We start from the raw sequence: 15572 nt of genomic DNA, 5'->3' as shown, positions 1-15572 counted from the left end.
CTGAGCCCATACGTAACGGTTATGCCGGCATCCCATAACGCTCTGCTAACGCTTGCGGATAATCTCGCTCTTGCGTGAGTTTAATCGCGTACTGTTCAATTTCTTGTTCAGACCAATGCACAGCGACAGGATGTTGGGATTCCACATTTTGGTTAGGTTCAATATCAAACCAGAACTGAAGCATTTTTTGCGCTGCAAGTAGTGTTGATGACGCTTTTACCACTTCTATCCGCGCGTAATGGTTGCCTTCAAAGGTCACATCGGCTGCCCTGAGTACCGGATCCGTTCCAGGAATTTGCTGGGCACCAAACAGGGCTTTTCCCCCTTTGATAGCAGAATGATAGTCGGGAATGAACTGCGCCATGTGTTTAATAGCATTATTGGTTCGTTCTTCTAAGACTTCTTCTCGCCAACCGTTACGTATCTTTGAGAGTAAAGGTACTGGCAGTTCGGGTTGAGCAGAAGACGGCGTACTCTCAACTAAGCCATCTTCAAATAGCGTAATGCCTTTCGTCATGCCGTGAAGCTGAAAATAACCATCACCATAGGGGGTCAGTTGAGCCATTCCTTTATCAGTTCCACGCGGCCCATGGAAAATAACTTCTGGCCACAGTTGTTGGCAGTCTGCCCACTTGGTTACGTAAGCGGCTTTAAACTCAACTAACCTATCACGCTTGGCACCGATGGTATTGTCAATGGATCCTGTTTCAAAACCACATGCATTGACCAAGTAGTCACATGTCATAAGATAATCAATGCCATCTCGTTCGTAACCAAGTTGCCAGTGATTACCCATCCAGTCCGCTTGTTTGAGCGTTGCTTGTGTGCATACTGAGGCGTTTGGCAGAGCGTTCAACGTTAAGTTGGCAATTGCGGCAAGGCGAAAAACACTCCAGCCATATTCCTGAACCGCCACGACTGGGTACTTTAGCGCTTCTAGATCAGCATGTTGAGCAAAAGGAATACACCACTCATCAAAGGTTGCAGGGTGACTTGGTTGAGTACGTTGTGCGAGTGCTTCTAGATCCTCTTTTGAATACAATTTGTAGTATTCGCTTGGCTCACCAAGCACTTTGTTGCTTTGATCTTTATCAACGAGCGTTTGATAAGCATTTTTCACCACCTCTAGTCGAGGAATTAGTGCGGATGGATCTCCACCATCAGAATAAGGGACTGCAATGATCGTCGGGCGAATATTCAGTGAAAGCGGATATAGGCGAACGGTATCAATGGATTGTGCTAACAAATCTAAACATTGTTGCTCAGAAATCTCTCGATATAAGTTGCCACCTGCATGTAAATGGCAAATGGGCGGACCATTTACCAGTGATACGCCCTTCTCTATTACGGAAACTTTAAAACCCAGCTCCGCAAAATGAATTGCTGCTGTTGCACCTGCGACACCGCCACCAACAACAGCGATGTGCTTATCTTTGTAATTTGGAAACTCAGACTTCATTGCTTCACTAAAAATTTTATAAGGAAAATTCTTTACTAACGGTGGATTCTACTCGTGTTTGGGCTTGATTAAAATCACAAAAAGTTCATGGGTTTGCGAAATATCCAACTGCGCCTTTATGGTGCGTTAAAGTAGAAAAAAATTGCAAAAAAAGTACTTGACGACATGGTTAGGAAGACACTTTTTTGTGCCTATGTGAATAACAATTTCACTGTAAGACCCATGGCGCAAAGCCTGCAGAAACACCCCACTTTTTACCCCATTTAGTTATCCCAAAAGTTATCCACTGTTTTTGTGGATAACTAAAATAAAAGTGTCATGGAGTGTTCCGCATTTAATAACATTTGCAGTGATTAAGTGTTTACTGGCGTTAACAATCTTTTCAACAAACTCATTACGACAAGTGCCAACGTAACAAATGTTGCCAGTGGTAAAGCTATCCACAATTCGGGGTGAATTTGTGCGTTCAGATCGAAGCCATATGTCATTACCGCGGCCACACAAACTTCCGCAGCGAATACCGCGACACCGCTAGCTATCAACGCCATAATGCCGTATTCGGCCCACAGAGTTGTATTGATCCGTTTTTTACTTGAACCTAATGTGCGATACAAACGGATCTCCTGCTGACGTTGGGATAAGCTTAATCTCAATAGCGTAAAGATAAGTAGCAACCCCGCAACCACGCCTAAAAGAGCAAGAATAGTGATTGCCGATACGATTTGTTGAATCAAGTCCTGGATTTTTTCGCCCATGGTACGAATATCTAAAACAGATACCGTTGGGTGAGATCGAGACATAGACGTTAATAGTGCTTCGTTCCCTTCATCAATTCTATAACTGATGAGGTAAGAACCCGGTAGATTAGCCATAACGTCGGATGAGAAAATAAAGTAAAAGTTAGGCTTCATATCACGCCATTCAACATAACGAATGGTATCTACTACCGCATCGTAGTTCTGGCTATTAATAACAAAGCGCAGTTTGTCACCAAGTTCGATGTCCAAGTCATTTGCTACATCGGCTTCTACGGAGACACTCCCCTTATTTGTCCATTCACCCGCAAGCACATCATTATACTCTGGCAGGCTGTCTCCCCACGTAAGGTTCAATTCACGACGTATTGCGTCAGAGCCTTCTCCTTCGTATTCAATCTCTTTGACGTTTTGACCATTAATCTCTGTCAATCGACCTCGAATAATTGGATAAGCTTGTGACCGTGTAACCCCATTTTTATCTAAGGTTTCTAGGTAGCTATCGAGTTCGTAATCACCAATATTTAATGCGAAGACATTTGGCGCGTCTGCAGGTAAGGTTCTCTCCCAATCCGCGAGAATATCGCTGCGCACAAGCCAGATAATAGATAGCAGCATCAAAGACAATGCCAAAGCACCAAACTGCAGGCCACTGGTTACTGGCGTGCGGTTGATACGACTCAACGCAAGCTTCATGGCAGGTTGTGTTGAAATACGCGCAAACAATTTTGTGAGTGCGACGCTCACTGCAGCAAGCACAACAAACAGTACTGCAATACCCATAAGAACAATCCAAACTAAGGTATTATCAGCATAAAGCAAAAGTAATGGAACAACGGGGACTAGAACGAGCAACATTCGCTTCCAAGAACGTTGTGCTTTACCCTGCTGTAGCACTTCTAAGGCTGGAGTTTTAATCAAACCCAACAATGGTATGCCAAGGGCAGGAACGGTGATCAGGACCGCTGAGATAAACGACACTAGATATGGAGTGACGCCGTAACTAGGTAGAGGCTCGGGTAATAAGTCTTTGAGTGGAATGCGCAACAAGTACTCCAGCCCACTTCCCAACAATAACCCAACGACACTGGCGCTAATGAGCAGGATTGTGACTTGAATAAACAGCCATTTTTCAATCCATCGTCGACTTGCGCCAAGGCTTTTTAGCATCGCAATGGTTTGTGTTCGACTATTCACATAGTTTTGGCAAGTAAGAACCAATGTTGTCGCTGCCATAATGATGACAATCGCAACAGTTAGAGACAAATACTGCGTCGTTCGTTCAAAAACCTCATTGCTACGACTGGCAGTATCTTGCGTGCGCCAGCGATCACTAGGAGAAAGAACAGTATCTTCTTGTAGGCCTTTTAGCGTTTTATCATCGGCTTGTAAAAACAGACGGTATTGAACTCGACTCCCGACTTGAATCGCTCCCGTTTTCTCAACGTCTTTTTGATGAATGTATGCAGAAGGCATTTGCTGAAATGGGTTAAAGCTTAATCCAGGTTCCATCAGCACTGCACCTGAAACCGTAAAATCGGCATCGCCTATAGTGACGCTGTCACCCGGATTGACGTCTAGTTGAGCCATAATCCGCTCATCAAGCCAGAGTTGGTTCTCTTTAACGCGACCGGATGGGTTGTTGTTTAGTACCAGTTCTCCCATTAAAGGGTAATTGTCGTCTACTGCCCTTACGGAAATCAACTGCATACCATTGTCGCTAAATGCCATCGTGGCAAATCGTGTCATCGTCGAACGTTCTAGGTTTTCAGTCGAGGATAACAACGTGTCAGGTATAGGATTAGCAGACACAAACACCGCATCCGCTGTCAATGCATCCTTCCCCTGTTTGACGATCACCTGCTCCATTCGCTCCGCCAATGCAGAAAGGGCAAAGATGCTCGCAATCACAAGAATAAGAGCAACGCTAATAGGCCAAAGGTTCCCCTGTCTTATTTCGCCGAAACTCCAACGTATTAGGCTTTTGTTTGACGAGTGTTTTATTGCACTGCTTCTTTCTGTCGATGTTGCTTCGCTTGATGATACTGCAGACATTACACCTCCTCCTTAAGCTCACCCGCCTCCATACGATAAATACGGTCACATCGACTTGCTAGATGACCATCGTGTGTAACTAATATCAGCGTTGTTCCATGCTGCTCATTAAGATCGAATAAAAGCTCAATCACTTTGTCTGCGGTTTGATGGTCAAGATTGCCGGTAGGCTCGTCTGCGAACAACAGTTCAGGCTGTGTCATAAAGGCACGTGCTAGCGCGACACGTTGTTGTTCACCACCAGATAATTGACTTGGAAGATGATCGACACGTTTTTCCAATCCAACAGCGGTTAATAATTCGGCGGCTCTTGCTTCATCTTCGGCTTCACCACGTAAAAGACAAGGAAGCGTGACATTGCGTAATGCACTCAAGCTCGGGATTAATAAGAAACTTTGGAAAACAAAACCTAGAGAGTCAGCGCGAATTTTTGCGCGAGCTTCATCGTCAAGTTTTGATAACTCATGTCCCAACAAGGTAATTTCACCTGATGTTGGTGTATCAAGGCCAGCTAACAACGTCATCAACGTTGACTTACCCGCACCGGAAGTACCGACGATGGCGATTTTTTCTCCTTTCCTGATGTCAACATTTACATCTTTGAGGATTGTTAATTGCTCTTGATTAGTAGAGACTTGTTTAGAAACCAAATTGGCTTGAACAATAGGTGCATTAAGTACAGGTGTTTGCATGATTCGTATACTTTCCTTAGTTCTATTTTTTTGTTTTTCCGCTACTGCACATGCGAGCGAAAAGCTACTTGTCTTAGGTGATAGCCTGAGCGCGGGCTATCAGATGCCGATCGAAAAGAGTTGGCCTAGCTTACTCCCTGATGCGTTGTCAGAACATGGTCAAGATGTAACAGTTATTAATGCCAGCATTTCTGGCGATACCACAGGCAACGGCTTAGCTCGATTACCACAGCTGCTAACCCAACACAGCCCTGATATGGTGCTCATTGAGTTAGGTGCCAACGATGGCCTAAGAGGTTTCCCTCCTAAACTTATTACGTCGAATCTCTCAAAAATGATTACCATGATAAAAGATTCAGGTGCGGACGTTGTCATGATGCAAATTCGAGTGCCACCTAATTATGGTAAGCGCTATAGCGATATGTTTTACGATATCTACCCTAAGCTTGCACAACATCAACAAGTTACCTTGATGCCATTCTTCTTGGAGCATGTGGTCATCAAACCCGAGTGGATGATGGATGATGGCCTTCACCCCAAGCCTGATGCACAGCCTTGGATTGCTGACTTTGTTGCTCAAGAATTAATTAAACATCTCTAATTTTAATGGTCTAGCTCAATAAGTTTTACTTAACTTTACGTTAATCTATTTTCAATTCCACTCATCGAGGATAGATAACAACATGCGAATAGACCCTTTAATTCAAGGTGTTGTTGCTCGCTCTGCTCACCCATACGGGTGTCATGCATCCATTAAAGAGCAAATTGAATACGTAAAACACGCCCCGCAGATCAAAAGCGGTCCAAAACGGGTTTTGATTATTGGTGCTTCCTCTGGTTTCGGGTTAGCGGCTCGTATTGCCCTCACCTTCGGAGGTGCTAAAGCTGATACCATTGGTGTCTCCTTCGAGCGCGGGCCTTCAGATAAAGGCGTTGGAAGTGCGGGTTGGTATAACAACATCTTTTTTAAACAAGAAGCAAATCATGCGGGGCGTACCGCCATCAATATTGTTGGTGACGCATTCTCTGACTCTGTCCGCAATCAAGTGATTGAAGCCATTGAAACGTACTTTGAAGGTGAAGTTGATTTAGTCATCTATAGCTTAGCGACGGGTGTTCGACCTAAACCAGAGTCTGATGAGTTTTGGCGCAGCGTCATTAAGCCTATTGGTGAGCCTGTCACTGGCGCTTCAATTATGCTGGAGAACGATCAGTGGGTAGAAACCACTTTAACTCCAGCAACAGAGGAAGAGGCCGAAGCCACTATCAAAGTGATGGGCGGTGAAGACTGGGAAAGCTGGATTGATACACTGATTAATAATGACTCGATTGCACAAGGCTGCAAAACCATCGCGTTTTCTTACATGGGACCAGACGTTACGCACCCTATCTATCTCGATGGTACGTTAGGTCGAGCGAAAATCGACTTACACCAAACAAGTCACTCGTTGAATCTAAAACTTGCCAACTTTGACGGCGGTGCTTACGCAACAGTGTGTAAGGCGTTGGTGACGAAAGCCAGTGTGTTCATTCCTGCGCTAAGTCCCTACCTTTTAGCACTGTATCGAGTGATGAAGGAAAAAGGTACTCACGAACGTTGTATTGAACAAATGCAGCGACTGTTTACGACTAAATTGTACGATCAAGATAAAGTGCCTGTTGACGGCGAACGCTTAATCCGAATAGACGAATTAGAGCTTGACCCGCAAGTACAACAAGAAGTCCATGCTCTTTTAGAGCAAATGAACGCGAATAACTTTAAAGAGGTTGGTGATTACCAAGGCTTTAAAGATGAGTTTATGAAGCTAAATGGCTTTAACTTTGAAGACGTCGACTATTCGCAAGACATTTCTATTGAGTCGCTAAAATCGCTTAAACCTTAATGATTGTTATCTGTTTCAAGTATGAGATATGTGATAACTATTCCTAGTCCTGAACACTTTTCAGGACTTTTTTTTGTTTCAAGCCCCAGCCACCCTATACTTAATTAAAAACCGAGAACAAGATAGAGCAGTCTACATTTTAAATTCACAGGAAGTGAAACCACGTAAAGGATGACCTATATGGGGAGATTGCAAACATTAGATTATGAAATCCCTGAGTCTATGCAAAAAAGCTGGCAGGAAATCGTCAACTTACTGGCTCAAATAACGCACGTACCCACCACATTAATCATGCGTATCCATCCAGATCGTATTGAAGTCAACACATCCAGTGAAACTCAAGGTAACCCCTATCGTACCGGCGATGCTGAACTACTCGGGAACGGTTTGTATTGTGAGCATGTCATTGAGCATAAGAGCGAACTCATGGTTCCTAATGCGCTCGAGGATGAAGAATGGTGCAATAACCCTGACATCAAACTAGGCATGATATCTTATTGTGGTTTACCGTTATTCTGGCCAAACGGAGAGACGTTTGGAACCATCTGCATGCTTGATTCCAAGAAGAATGAATACAGCGACACTTACCGCCAATTGCTCGGAACTTTCAAAGACTCAATCGAAGCGCAGCTCTCCGTCGTGTATCAGCAACACAAACTCCAGCGTCTCAATAATGAACTCAAAAATCGAGTTGAGAACCGTACTACGGACCTAGCGCAGTTGAGTTACTCCCTAACAAAAGAGATTGATCGTCGTAAGGCCGCAGAAAAACAAGTGAGCTATCAAAAAACACACGATCAGGGAACCGGGTTCTTAAACCGCGCAGCACTGGAAAGTGTTGTCGGAGAAACGCTCGGAACGTTGGATCATAGCCAGCAATCACTGCTCGTGATAAACATTGGCTTTAGTAATGCTCGCAGTATCCAAACCCGGTATGGCTTTGAGGCCTTTGACGAGATATTAAAGGAATTTCGGTATCGCCTTGGTAAACGAGAATCGAGTTATTTTGTTACCGGGAGGCCGAGCTCGAATGACCTTGTATTACTCATTTGGGGCAACGATATTGATATGAAATTGCGTAAGCTACTGGATGATATCACCAATATTGGCTTGGGAAGCTTTTATATAAAAGACACAGAGGTTCACCTCAACTCTTATATTGGTGTTGTACAAGCCCACCAAACCAGCAATGCCAAACAACTTCTTCAAAATGCATGCTATGCCATGCTGCTGTGTAAAGAGTCTGGCGAAGCGTATAGTTATTTTTGTGAAAGTCATTCGAATGAGCTAAACAACCACAATCAATTAGAAAGCTACTTATTGCAAGCGGTAAGAAATGACGACCTGATGCTGTACTTTCAGCCCAAAGTTCATCCCCATACCCACAAATGGATTGGCGCAGAAGCATTGCTGCGCTGGAGACACCCAATACTGGGAGACGTCTCTAACGAAGCATTAATACATATGGCTGAACAAAACGGACTTATTTTTGAAGTTGGCTCTTTTGTTCTTCGTACCGCGATAGACAAAGCTAAACAGTGGTCGGAGTTAATTGATAATTTCAAAATTGCCGTTAACGTCTCTCCAATTCAATTACAAAACGTGAACTTTGCGGAGCAAGTGCAACACCTACTCGAATCCTTCCATTTACCAGCACATTTTCTCGAACTCGAGGTGACCGAGAGCGCTTTAATTGCCGATGAAATAGTAGCACGCACAACGCTAAACAAATTGCATGAACTAGGTGTGACATTATCACTTGATGACTTTGGTACAGGGTACGCCTCTTTCAGCTATTTGAAGAAATACCCATTTGATGCCATAAAGATTGATAAGAGCTTTGTCCAGCAAATGGAAAAGTCGGACGATGATCGTGCGATCATTTGCTCTATCATACACATAGCTAAAAAACTGGACCTCCAAGTGGTTATTGAGGGCATTGAATCACCCCAACAAGAGCAGTTTCTTATTGGTGAGGGTTGTGATATTGGGCAAGGCTTTCTCTATGGTAAACCGATGCCTTGTAATGAATTTGAGCAAAGTTTGTTTAATCAGCGTCTTTCAGGCGGACAATACGCCTACTCTTCCTAAGCATTCTCTTTACTAAGGTGGCGGTGGTTTCTATAATCGCCGCCCGCTTCTATTAAAAGGCCAATATCTTCATGGATCAGTTGACTGCCACGCTTAAGAAAATTGAAAAGCAGAACTACCGCGCTTATCAGCAAATCAAAGGTCAATACGACTTCACTGATTTCACTTTGTTCATCGATCACGTACAAGGAGATCCGTATGCTTCCGCGTCACGTTTTCGTGCAACTCGCGCCTGGTCCTTGACTGGTCTGGAATGGTTAAAAGACGAGTCCCCTGCTTTTCAACGAGCAGCACGTGATTTTATTGCGCGCAGTTTTGAGCAGTTTGCTAAACAAGAAAACTCCGTATCCATTTCATTGAATGGCCAAACTGTGTTGGATAGCACCGCAGTATTGTTTACCGAGGAAGGTATTGAACTGCGTTTTCGAGTTAACTTGCCTGCTGAAGGTCGTTCAGTGTTGGGGAAAAAAGCCAACAACATACTGACTTTCCATTTGCCTAAGTTTATCCGTCGAGCGACCTTAGAACGTGAACTCGACAAAGCAGCATTGATGGAGCATTGCCAAGTTGTTGAAGACCAAGATGCCCTGCGTGCACAGTTGGAAGCCAATAACCTAGTTGCGTTTGTCGCAAATGGCAGCATTCTTCCTCGAATTGCTGGCAACTGTGATCTCCCAATGAAAGAGGCGGTTGAGTTCAAGGCCCCTGAATCGCTGCAAGTGACTTTACATGCACCAAACAAAGGCCATGTCACGGGATTAGGGATTCCAAAGGGCATTACTCTTATCGTAGGTGGCGGTTTCCACGGTAAATCTACCTTACTGAATGCGATTGAGCGTTCGATTTACGACCATATTCCAGGAGATGGTCGTGAATACATCGTAGCTGATGACAAAGCAATGAAGATCCGCGCCGAAGATGGTCGATGCGTGCATCATTTGAACCTGTCGAATTACATCAACCATTTGCCAATGGGTAAAGATACAGCGGACTTTTCGACTCAAGATGCATCAGGCTCAACATCACAAGCTGCTTGGCTTCAAGAGTCTATTGAAGCGGGTGCGAGCACGTTATTGATTGATGAAGACACCTCTGCGACGAATTTCATGATTCGAGATGAACGTATGCAGGCATTGGTGGCAAAAGGTGATGAACCAATTACCCCTCTTGTCGATCGCATTGGTCAATTGCGAGATGATCTCGATATCTCTACCATTATCGTTATGGGTGGTTCAGGCGACTACTTAGACGTTGCCGACACAGTTATTCAGATGCACGACTACCAAGCGGTTGATGTGACAGAAAAAGCGAAAGAAGTGATCGCTCAGCACCCTACTCAACGTCATAACGAATCGGAAGAACGCTTACAAACCTTCCCGCCTCGCGCCCTGAATCGCGTTGCTTTGATGAATATTCTCACTGACGGTAAATTCCGTGTGAATGCGAAAGGCAAAGAGTCACTTCGATTTGGCAAAGAGTTTACTGACCTTAGCGCTTTGGAACAGATTGAGTCCGCTGATGAAGTCAACACGATTGGCTGGTTATGGTTCCAAATCGCTCAGCTTCCAGGCTGGTGTAATCATCCAGCGAAGGAAATTGAAGAAATGCTGTCTGGTGAGTGGCATGCATCGCTCCCTAAGCAAGGGGACTTAGCCAAACCACGCACACTAGACGTAATGGCTGCGCTTAACCGCATGAGAAAATCTCAGTTTAAGCCATCATGCTAGTTTTGATACGCTGATTGAGACAATCCAATGAAAAAAGGCAGCTAATAGTTAGCTGCCTTCCTTTATCTTTATTCATACCGAATCATTCGTTTCTCAGTACATTCCACGCTTCACAAAGAATTCTAAACCTTTCTGCATCACCATTCTCTCTATCTGGGTGCCAACGAAGCGCGAGTTTTCGCCACTGCTTTCTAATTTCTGCGGGTGTTGCATCAGGGTTAAGCTCAAACAGTGAGAGTGCTTTTGTTTTATCCACGCTGACTGTAGACGAACCACCAATGAATTTTTGATAAGTGGTCCAAAATTCATTCAACAATCGACGCACTTCATCTTCGTCCGCTTCGTAGTTGCGCCAATCCAGATAATATTCACGCAAAGGGTCGTTAATATCAACGATATGCCTCGAAGCTTCTAACGAAGACATCAGCTGGATATTCATCGCTTCAACTTGCAGCCAGGCATCTGGGTAAAGCGTTTCTTGCAGTTGGTATAGCGCGTTCATGATTAAGAAATTTCGTTTGAATAAATCCTTATCAGGAGAATCATCCAATTTCGAAATGTAGCCCTGTTCACTCAACTTGCTTGCTAAGGTGTGAACTTTCCAATCGGAAGGCTGCTTTCTAAGAATTTCTAGCATTGGCCAAAGCAACGGGTTTTCTATTGCGTGAGTCTCAATACTACTGACCGTGCGTTGTCCTTCCATTCATCCTCTCTGTTTTTAATATTGAAGCATCACACTAATCTCAGAGAAAGCTGCTCATCTGTACTGGTAAAAATGCTTGCTGACGCGTGTTTCAGGCCCAATTTCTGTGGCACCGAATTAAGCGTGGGTATCATTTTGTACCATAAACAACAAAAGGCCGATAGTCATCAACCATCGGCCTTTGTAAGGAGATCACGTAAAGGTTAAATAACCCCTAGTTCACGTAAACGTTCCATAAGGTAGCTATGTGCGGTGTAGCGCTCTGACAAAACCACTTCTGACTTTGGATGCAAGAACAACGGCAATGAAATACGCGACTTTTCTTGACGGCCACCCGTTGGGTTGATTACACGGTGAGTCGTTGAAGGAAAGTAACCGCCCGACGCTTCTTGAAGCATATCACCAATGTTGATGATTAAGTTTCCGAAGTCACATGGTACATCTATCCAATCACCTTCTTTGCTCTTTACTTGCAGTCCAGGCTCATTAGCGGCTGGCAGAACCGTTAGTAGGTTAATGTCTTCATGCGCGGCAGCACGGATAGCGCCTGGCTCTTCTTCCCCTGTCATTGGCGGGTAGTGAAGAACGCGTAGTAATGTTTTGTCGCTGTTATTGATCATTTCTGACAACGCGATAGAAAACTTCTCTTGAACGTCCTTAGGTGCGTACGCTTCAACCCAGCCTAATAGCTCCTGAGCAAATGCATTCGCCCGCTCATAGTACTCTAAGATTTCAGCTTTAAGTTGCTCTGGGATCTGGCCCCAAGGGTAAACATGAAAGTACTCTTTGATGTCTTTCACTTTGTGCCCTTTCGCTACTTCAGACACAGAAGGTGGGAAGTAGCCATCTTGGGTGTCTACGTTAAAGTGAAAATCATTCTTTTGATCTGAACAGAAAAACTCATGCCAGTTTTTGTAAATTGACTCTACAAGCTCTTGTGGAATCGGGTGGTTTTTCAACACACCGAACCCTGTTTCGCGCAGAGAGGTAACGAACTGTTGAGCAGCATCGTCAGCAAGATAATCGACAGTTTCCAGTTTCATGGCTTTACTTCTTTTTTATTAGACTGAATCACGGATTCTATGGATGGGCATGTTGTAAATCAAACTTTAATGAAAAGTGCACGCGCAAACGTTTTAATGTTGAGCAGTTTGGCAATAAATCAACATTTTCAGTGATCAAAAACACCATCAAAATAACAATTGCACACCGTTCAATTAAGTGTAATCATTAACCAAGTCTATGGAGTCCCACTGTAAGATAAATTGAAGGATCAAGTAACTCTATGAAAAGCACCTCGACACTCTTAGGATTGACGATTTTTTATGCCATCGTGTTTTTATTTTCTGCGTTAGAACCTAACTCACGTGCCGTTTGGTTTGCGGAGATTATCCCAGCAATTGGTATTCTTGTTGCTATTTGGGCAATCTCGATTCGCTATCAATTCAGTAATACGGCTTACTTTTTAATGTTCATCTGGCTCTGTTTGCACACTATCGGAGCGAAATATACGTTTTCCGAAGTACCATTTGACTGGTTTAACGACATGATTGGTTCAGATAGAAACAACTTTGATCGCGTTGCGCACTTTTCGATTGGTCTTTATGCGTATCCGATAGCTGAATACTTGATACACAAGAACAAGTTCAACAAAACGTTCTCTTGCTGGTTTGCTTTGTTTGCGATCATGTCGCTTGCAGCAGGCTATGAGATTATCGAATGGTGGTATGCAGAATTGGCTGGCGGCGATGAAGGAATCGCCTTTCTGGGCTCGCAAGGTGACATATGGGACGCCCAGAAAGATATGTTGTGCGACACCGTTGGTGCAGCGTTGTCGCTGTTTTTAATGTCGGCTCAGCGTCGATTCTCTCAGCCACTCTAAATAAGGGTTAAACCCATCAACAATTGGAACCTGTACGATCTGTGCTACTTCATATTCGTGCAGGTTTTCTATTTTCTCTTCCACCAATTCATAGAGCTCTCGGCGAGTTTTGATCACCAGCAACCATTCGTTGTCAGTACAAATCTCCCCTTTCCACACATAGTGACTTTCAATAGGCATCGTTTGAATACACGCGGCTAATTGGGCATCTAGCAAACCTTTAATGATCTGATCTCGATTTTTTTCGTTGCTGGTTGTGCTTAACACCATGCAGTAGTCATGTTTTATACTCATTTTCTAGCCCTTCATTATTTCATTGTCACTTTGCCGCCAATCATTTTGTAAGCGGGCGTTCCTCTCACTAGGGTATCTCTTGCAAACTCTTGCCCGCAACTGGGACAGATGCATGGGGTTTGTGTGAAATCGTCAACAATGCGCTCTTTGAAGCATTTGACCAGTGCGCCTTTTCCGCCTTTACGGTACTTGAATAGTTGAGTTTTACACTTTGAGCAATAGATATCGACGGTTTTCGTCGGCTGTTTCTTATTCGGTTTCGCCATGATTATTTTCTATATCAGGTTTTACCCATACGTTATTAAAGTCAAACCAACCTAAGGCATTACACTTTGCATTTTGTAAGGCACCGCTGTGGTCTTTATTGACACCCAACCAGCAGTGAAACATCGGAATCACCTGACAACTTTTTACCAACTGACGTCCTAACTCACGTGCAGGGAAGTCTGGATAAACACCAGCACGCCACTGATCAACGAGCTTAGCCCATTCGCTAAAATCGTAACCAGAACTGAATTTCTCAATATCACTGTAATCCAGAAGCCAGCCAGCCAACGCGTCATTTCGATTCGTTGCAATACCCATGGCTTTCACCCAAATATCCACTTCCTCCGGTGCGGGCGGTTGAGAATCATAACGAATAAACTCGACCTCTATACCGTGCGGTTTTAAGAGTGTCTTGATGGCCTTGGCAACTACTGGAAACATCGGATGCTTTTTCTGATACGCTACGGAAATCACCTTATCAGCCTGCGGCACGCTGCCCGCCTCTGCTGGCCTAAGATCAATCCAACCTGGCTTAAGGCCAAAGGCTTGCAATACACCCAATTCCATCACTTTATCTTGAGGAACATGCGCGTAAATCTGGTGACTGTTGAGAGTTTGTGATAGAAATTCTGCCCAGCGTGGGTCTTTTGCAATCCCGGTGTTTTTGTTTAGTAATAGAAATGTACAGCCAGGGTCCAGCTCGACTTCATCGGATGAACCTTGTTTATCCATCTTTGGCTTAGACAAGCTTGGATAGACCATTGAAGAGTACGCTTCATCAATTACCCACACCTCAACTTGGTCCAGCAAGGGACGAAAGCCAAAGTAGCCATCAAAAGCAGTCAAAATGAGACGCTTATCATCATTCATTTTAACTTGGAACGGCCCAGTCCCTATTGGTTGTCTATCGAAGTTTTCTGAACGCAAAGCGCTTGGTAGCAAAATTTTTGCTTGCGACTCACTCAGCGCCAAAGGCAGGTAGCGATCAGGACGGACGAGCTCAATATCAACGGTCCACTCTTGTGGTGAAGACACCCGCTTTATGTGAGAAAACAAGTTCAAGCTATTTAACGCAAGCACACTCTCAAGAACACAACTGGTTGTTAACGGTTCACCATTATGAAAACGCACCCCACGACGAAGATAAAAACGCCAGTGTGTATCAGAAATGGCTTCCCATGTGTGGGCTAAATCTGGCTGAAGTTGTTCATTTTCATCAAGGCGAGTTAGCCCGCTAAAAATTTGTCTGGCGATGTGCTGTTCAGAACGCCGCATCGGTTTCTGTGGGTTTAACATCGCCAATGGTCGATAATAAGGCAAACGTACCACCTGCTCGCCCTGTCGATGCTGAAGCCCTAAATAACCCTGAATAACCTGCGTTAATCGAGCCGCGTCGTTATCAAGCGCATCTAGAGCCTGGCCAATTTTCCCTTCGTCAAGATAACGTCTGGCGAGGTTTTCACTGACGTCGCTACGATTACGTTTGAAAACGAGTTTTGAGAGTTTTCCTCGACCCGCCGCTGGATGCCATTCAATCCAGCCCTCCTCTTCTAATTTATTGAGAACAATACGAGCATTGCGACGTGTACAAAACAGCGCTTCGGTAATGTCTTCTAGCTGAACGTCCGTATCGTGACCGGCGAATTTTTCAAACAGTGTTTCGAACTGAACACGTAAACGAGGGCTACTCATAAAGAGGAAATTCTTATCTTATTGTTGATAAGCTAAGTTTCCTCATTTTTATCAAAAAGTGCAAACGTCACG

General features: G+C 44.3%; 13 protein-coding genes. 5 read left to right on the top strand and 8 right to left on the bottom strand.

The window, feature by feature from the left end; translation table 11 throughout:
• Positions 1–19: 19 nt before the first annotated feature.
• The 3 genes from FKN08_RS19205 to FKN08_RS19195 form a co-directional block, all read right to left on the bottom strand.
• On the bottom strand, positions 20–1459 hold the full coding sequence (locus FKN08_RS19205) for an FAD-dependent oxidoreductase (protein WP_170892715.1): 1440 nt from the start codon (positions 1457–1459) through the stop codon (positions 20–22).
• Positions 1460–1812: 353 nt separating this feature from the next.
• The gene (locus tag FKN08_RS19200; RefSeq protein ID WP_170892714.1) at positions 1813–4269 is read right to left on the bottom strand and encodes an FtsX-like permease family protein; all 2457 of its coding nucleotides are present in this window, start codon (positions 4267–4269) and stop codon (positions 1813–1815) included.
• The gene (locus tag FKN08_RS19195) at positions 4269–4961 is read right to left on the bottom strand and encodes an ABC transporter ATP-binding protein (RefSeq protein ID WP_005395482.1); all 693 of its coding nucleotides are present in this window, start codon (positions 4959–4961) and stop codon (positions 4269–4271) included. The genes FKN08_RS19200 and FKN08_RS19195 overlap by 1 nt, the downstream gene beginning before the upstream one ends.
• Here FKN08_RS19195 and tesA point away from each other — a divergent pair.
• The 4 genes from tesA (at position 4960) to FKN08_RS19175 (ending at position 10662) form a co-directional block, all read left to right on the top strand.
• A complete protein-coding gene (tesA, locus tag FKN08_RS19190) occupies positions 4960–5562 on the top strand; it encodes a multifunctional acyl-CoA thioesterase I/protease I/lysophospholipase L1 (RefSeq protein ID WP_005395483.1) in 603 nt (200 codons plus the stop codon). The genes FKN08_RS19195 and tesA overlap by 2 nt on opposite strands.
• Before the next feature lie 82 nt (positions 5563–5644).
• Positions 5645–6844 carry an enoyl-ACP reductase FabV gene (fabV, locus tag FKN08_RS19185; protein WP_170892713.1) on the top strand — a complete coding sequence of 400 codons (1200 nt, stop codon included), beginning with the start codon at positions 5645–5647 and terminating at the stop codon, positions 6842–6844.
• Positions 6845–7024: 180 nt separating this feature from the next.
• Complete coding sequence (locus FKN08_RS19180; RefSeq protein WP_053808423.1) at positions 7025–8935, top strand: EAL domain-containing protein; 1911 nt, start codon at positions 7025–7027, stop codon at positions 8933–8935.
• A 71-nt stretch (positions 8936–9006) separates the two neighbouring features.
• Complete coding sequence (locus tag FKN08_RS19175) at positions 9007–10662, top strand: ABC-ATPase domain-containing protein (protein ID WP_170892712.1); 1656 nt, start codon at positions 9007–9009, stop codon at positions 10660–10662.
• Between the two features lie 82 nt (positions 10663–10744).
• Here the strand turns inward: FKN08_RS19175 and FKN08_RS19170 are convergent, their stop codons facing one another.
• Together FKN08_RS19170 and FKN08_RS19165 are read right to left on the bottom strand one after the other, a co-directional pair.
• Positions 10745–11365, bottom strand: coding sequence for a DNA-J related domain-containing protein (locus FKN08_RS19170; protein ID WP_012842300.1), 621 nt, complete (start codon positions 11363–11365; stop codon positions 10745–10747).
• A 203-nt stretch (positions 11366–11568) separates the two neighbouring features.
• Entirely contained in the window at positions 11569–12408 is an 840-nt protein-coding gene (locus FKN08_RS19165; RefSeq protein WP_170892711.1) for an isopenicillin N synthase family oxygenase, read from the bottom strand.
• 242 nt (positions 12409–12650) lie between these two features.
• Here FKN08_RS19165 and FKN08_RS19160 point away from each other — a divergent pair, with 242 nt between their 5' ends.
• Complete coding sequence (locus FKN08_RS19160; protein ID WP_005395495.1) at positions 12651–13247, top strand: DUF2238 domain-containing protein; 597 nt, start codon at positions 12651–12653, stop codon at positions 13245–13247.
• On the opposite strand, the gene cutA is transcribed toward FKN08_RS19160, so the two are convergent.
• From cutA to FKN08_RS19145, 3 genes are read right to left on the bottom strand one after another with little or no spacing between them, the layout of a single operon-like run.
• Complete coding sequence (gene cutA, locus FKN08_RS19155) at positions 13209–13541, bottom strand: divalent-cation tolerance protein CutA (protein ID WP_031780471.1); 333 nt, start codon at positions 13539–13541, stop codon at positions 13209–13211. The two genes, FKN08_RS19160 and cutA, sit on opposite strands and share 39 nt — an antisense overlap.
• A 14-nt stretch (positions 13542–13555) precedes the next feature.
• Positions 13556–13807 (bottom strand): hypothetical protein, encoded by a 252-nt coding sequence (locus tag FKN08_RS19150; RefSeq protein WP_053349877.1) that lies wholly within the window; start codon positions 13805–13807, stop codon positions 13556–13558.
• Positions 13791–15500, bottom strand: coding sequence for an SgrR family transcriptional regulator (locus tag FKN08_RS19145; protein ID WP_139061091.1), 1710 nt, complete (start codon positions 15498–15500; stop codon positions 13791–13793). Before FKN08_RS19145 ends, FKN08_RS19150 begins: the two co-directional genes overlap by 17 nt.
• Positions 15501–15572: the final 72 nt, after the last annotated feature.

The sequence above is a fragment of the Vibrio sp. 1-2 (7-a) genome, assembly GCF_013048515.1.
Lineage (GTDB): Bacteria > Pseudomonadota > Gammaproteobacteria > Enterobacterales > Vibrionaceae > Vibrio > Vibrio diabolicus.
Note: the sequence above shows the minus strand (reverse complement) of the source record. Positions and strands in the feature narration are given on the sequence as shown.

Excerpts from the sequence above, each read along its gene's own strand:
- tesA (WP_005395483.1), top strand. The coding sequence starts at position 4,960 with ATGATTCGTATACTTTCCTTAGTTCTATTTTTTTGTTTTTCCGCTACT.
- FKN08_RS19180 (WP_053808423.1), top strand. The coding sequence starts at position 7,025 with ATGGGGAGATTGCAAACATTAGATTATGAAATCCCTGAGTCTATGCAA.
- FKN08_RS19195 (WP_005395482.1), bottom strand. The coding sequence starts at position 4,961 with ATGCAAACACCTGTACTTAATGCACCTATTGTTCAAGCCAATTTGGTT.
- FKN08_RS19200 (WP_170892714.1), bottom strand. The coding sequence starts at position 4,269 with ATGTCTGCAGTATCATCAAGCGAAGCAACATCGACAGAAAGAAGCAGT.
- FKN08_RS19145 (WP_139061091.1), bottom strand. The coding sequence starts at position 15,500 with ATGAGTAGCCCTCGTTTACGTGTTCAGTTCGAAACACTGTTTGAAAAA.
- FKN08_RS19165 (WP_170892711.1), bottom strand. The coding sequence starts at position 12,408 with ATGAAACTGGAAACTGTCGATTATCTTGCTGACGATGCTGCTCAACAG.
- FKN08_RS19205 (WP_170892715.1), bottom strand. The coding sequence starts at position 1,459 with ATGAAGTCTGAGTTTCCAAATTACAAAGATAAGCACATCGCTGTTGTT.
- FKN08_RS19160 (WP_005395495.1), top strand. The coding sequence starts at position 12,651 with ATGAAAAGCACCTCGACACTCTTAGGATTGACGATTTTTTATGCCATC.
- FKN08_RS19150 (WP_053349877.1), bottom strand. The coding sequence starts at position 13,807 with ATGGCGAAACCGAATAAGAAACAGCCGACGAAAACCGTCGATATCTAT.
- FKN08_RS19170 (WP_012842300.1), bottom strand. The coding sequence starts at position 11,365 with ATGGAAGGACAACGCACGGTCAGTAGTATTGAGACTCACGCAATAGAA.
- cutA (WP_031780471.1), bottom strand. The coding sequence starts at position 13,541 with ATGAGTATAAAACATGACTACTGCATGGTGTTAAGCACAACCAGCAAC.
- fabV (WP_170892713.1), top strand. The coding sequence starts at position 5,645 with ATGCGAATAGACCCTTTAATTCAAGGTGTTGTTGCTCGCTCTGCTCAC.
- FKN08_RS19175 (WP_170892712.1), top strand. The coding sequence starts at position 9,007 with ATGGATCAGTTGACTGCCACGCTTAAGAAAATTGAAAAGCAGAACTAC.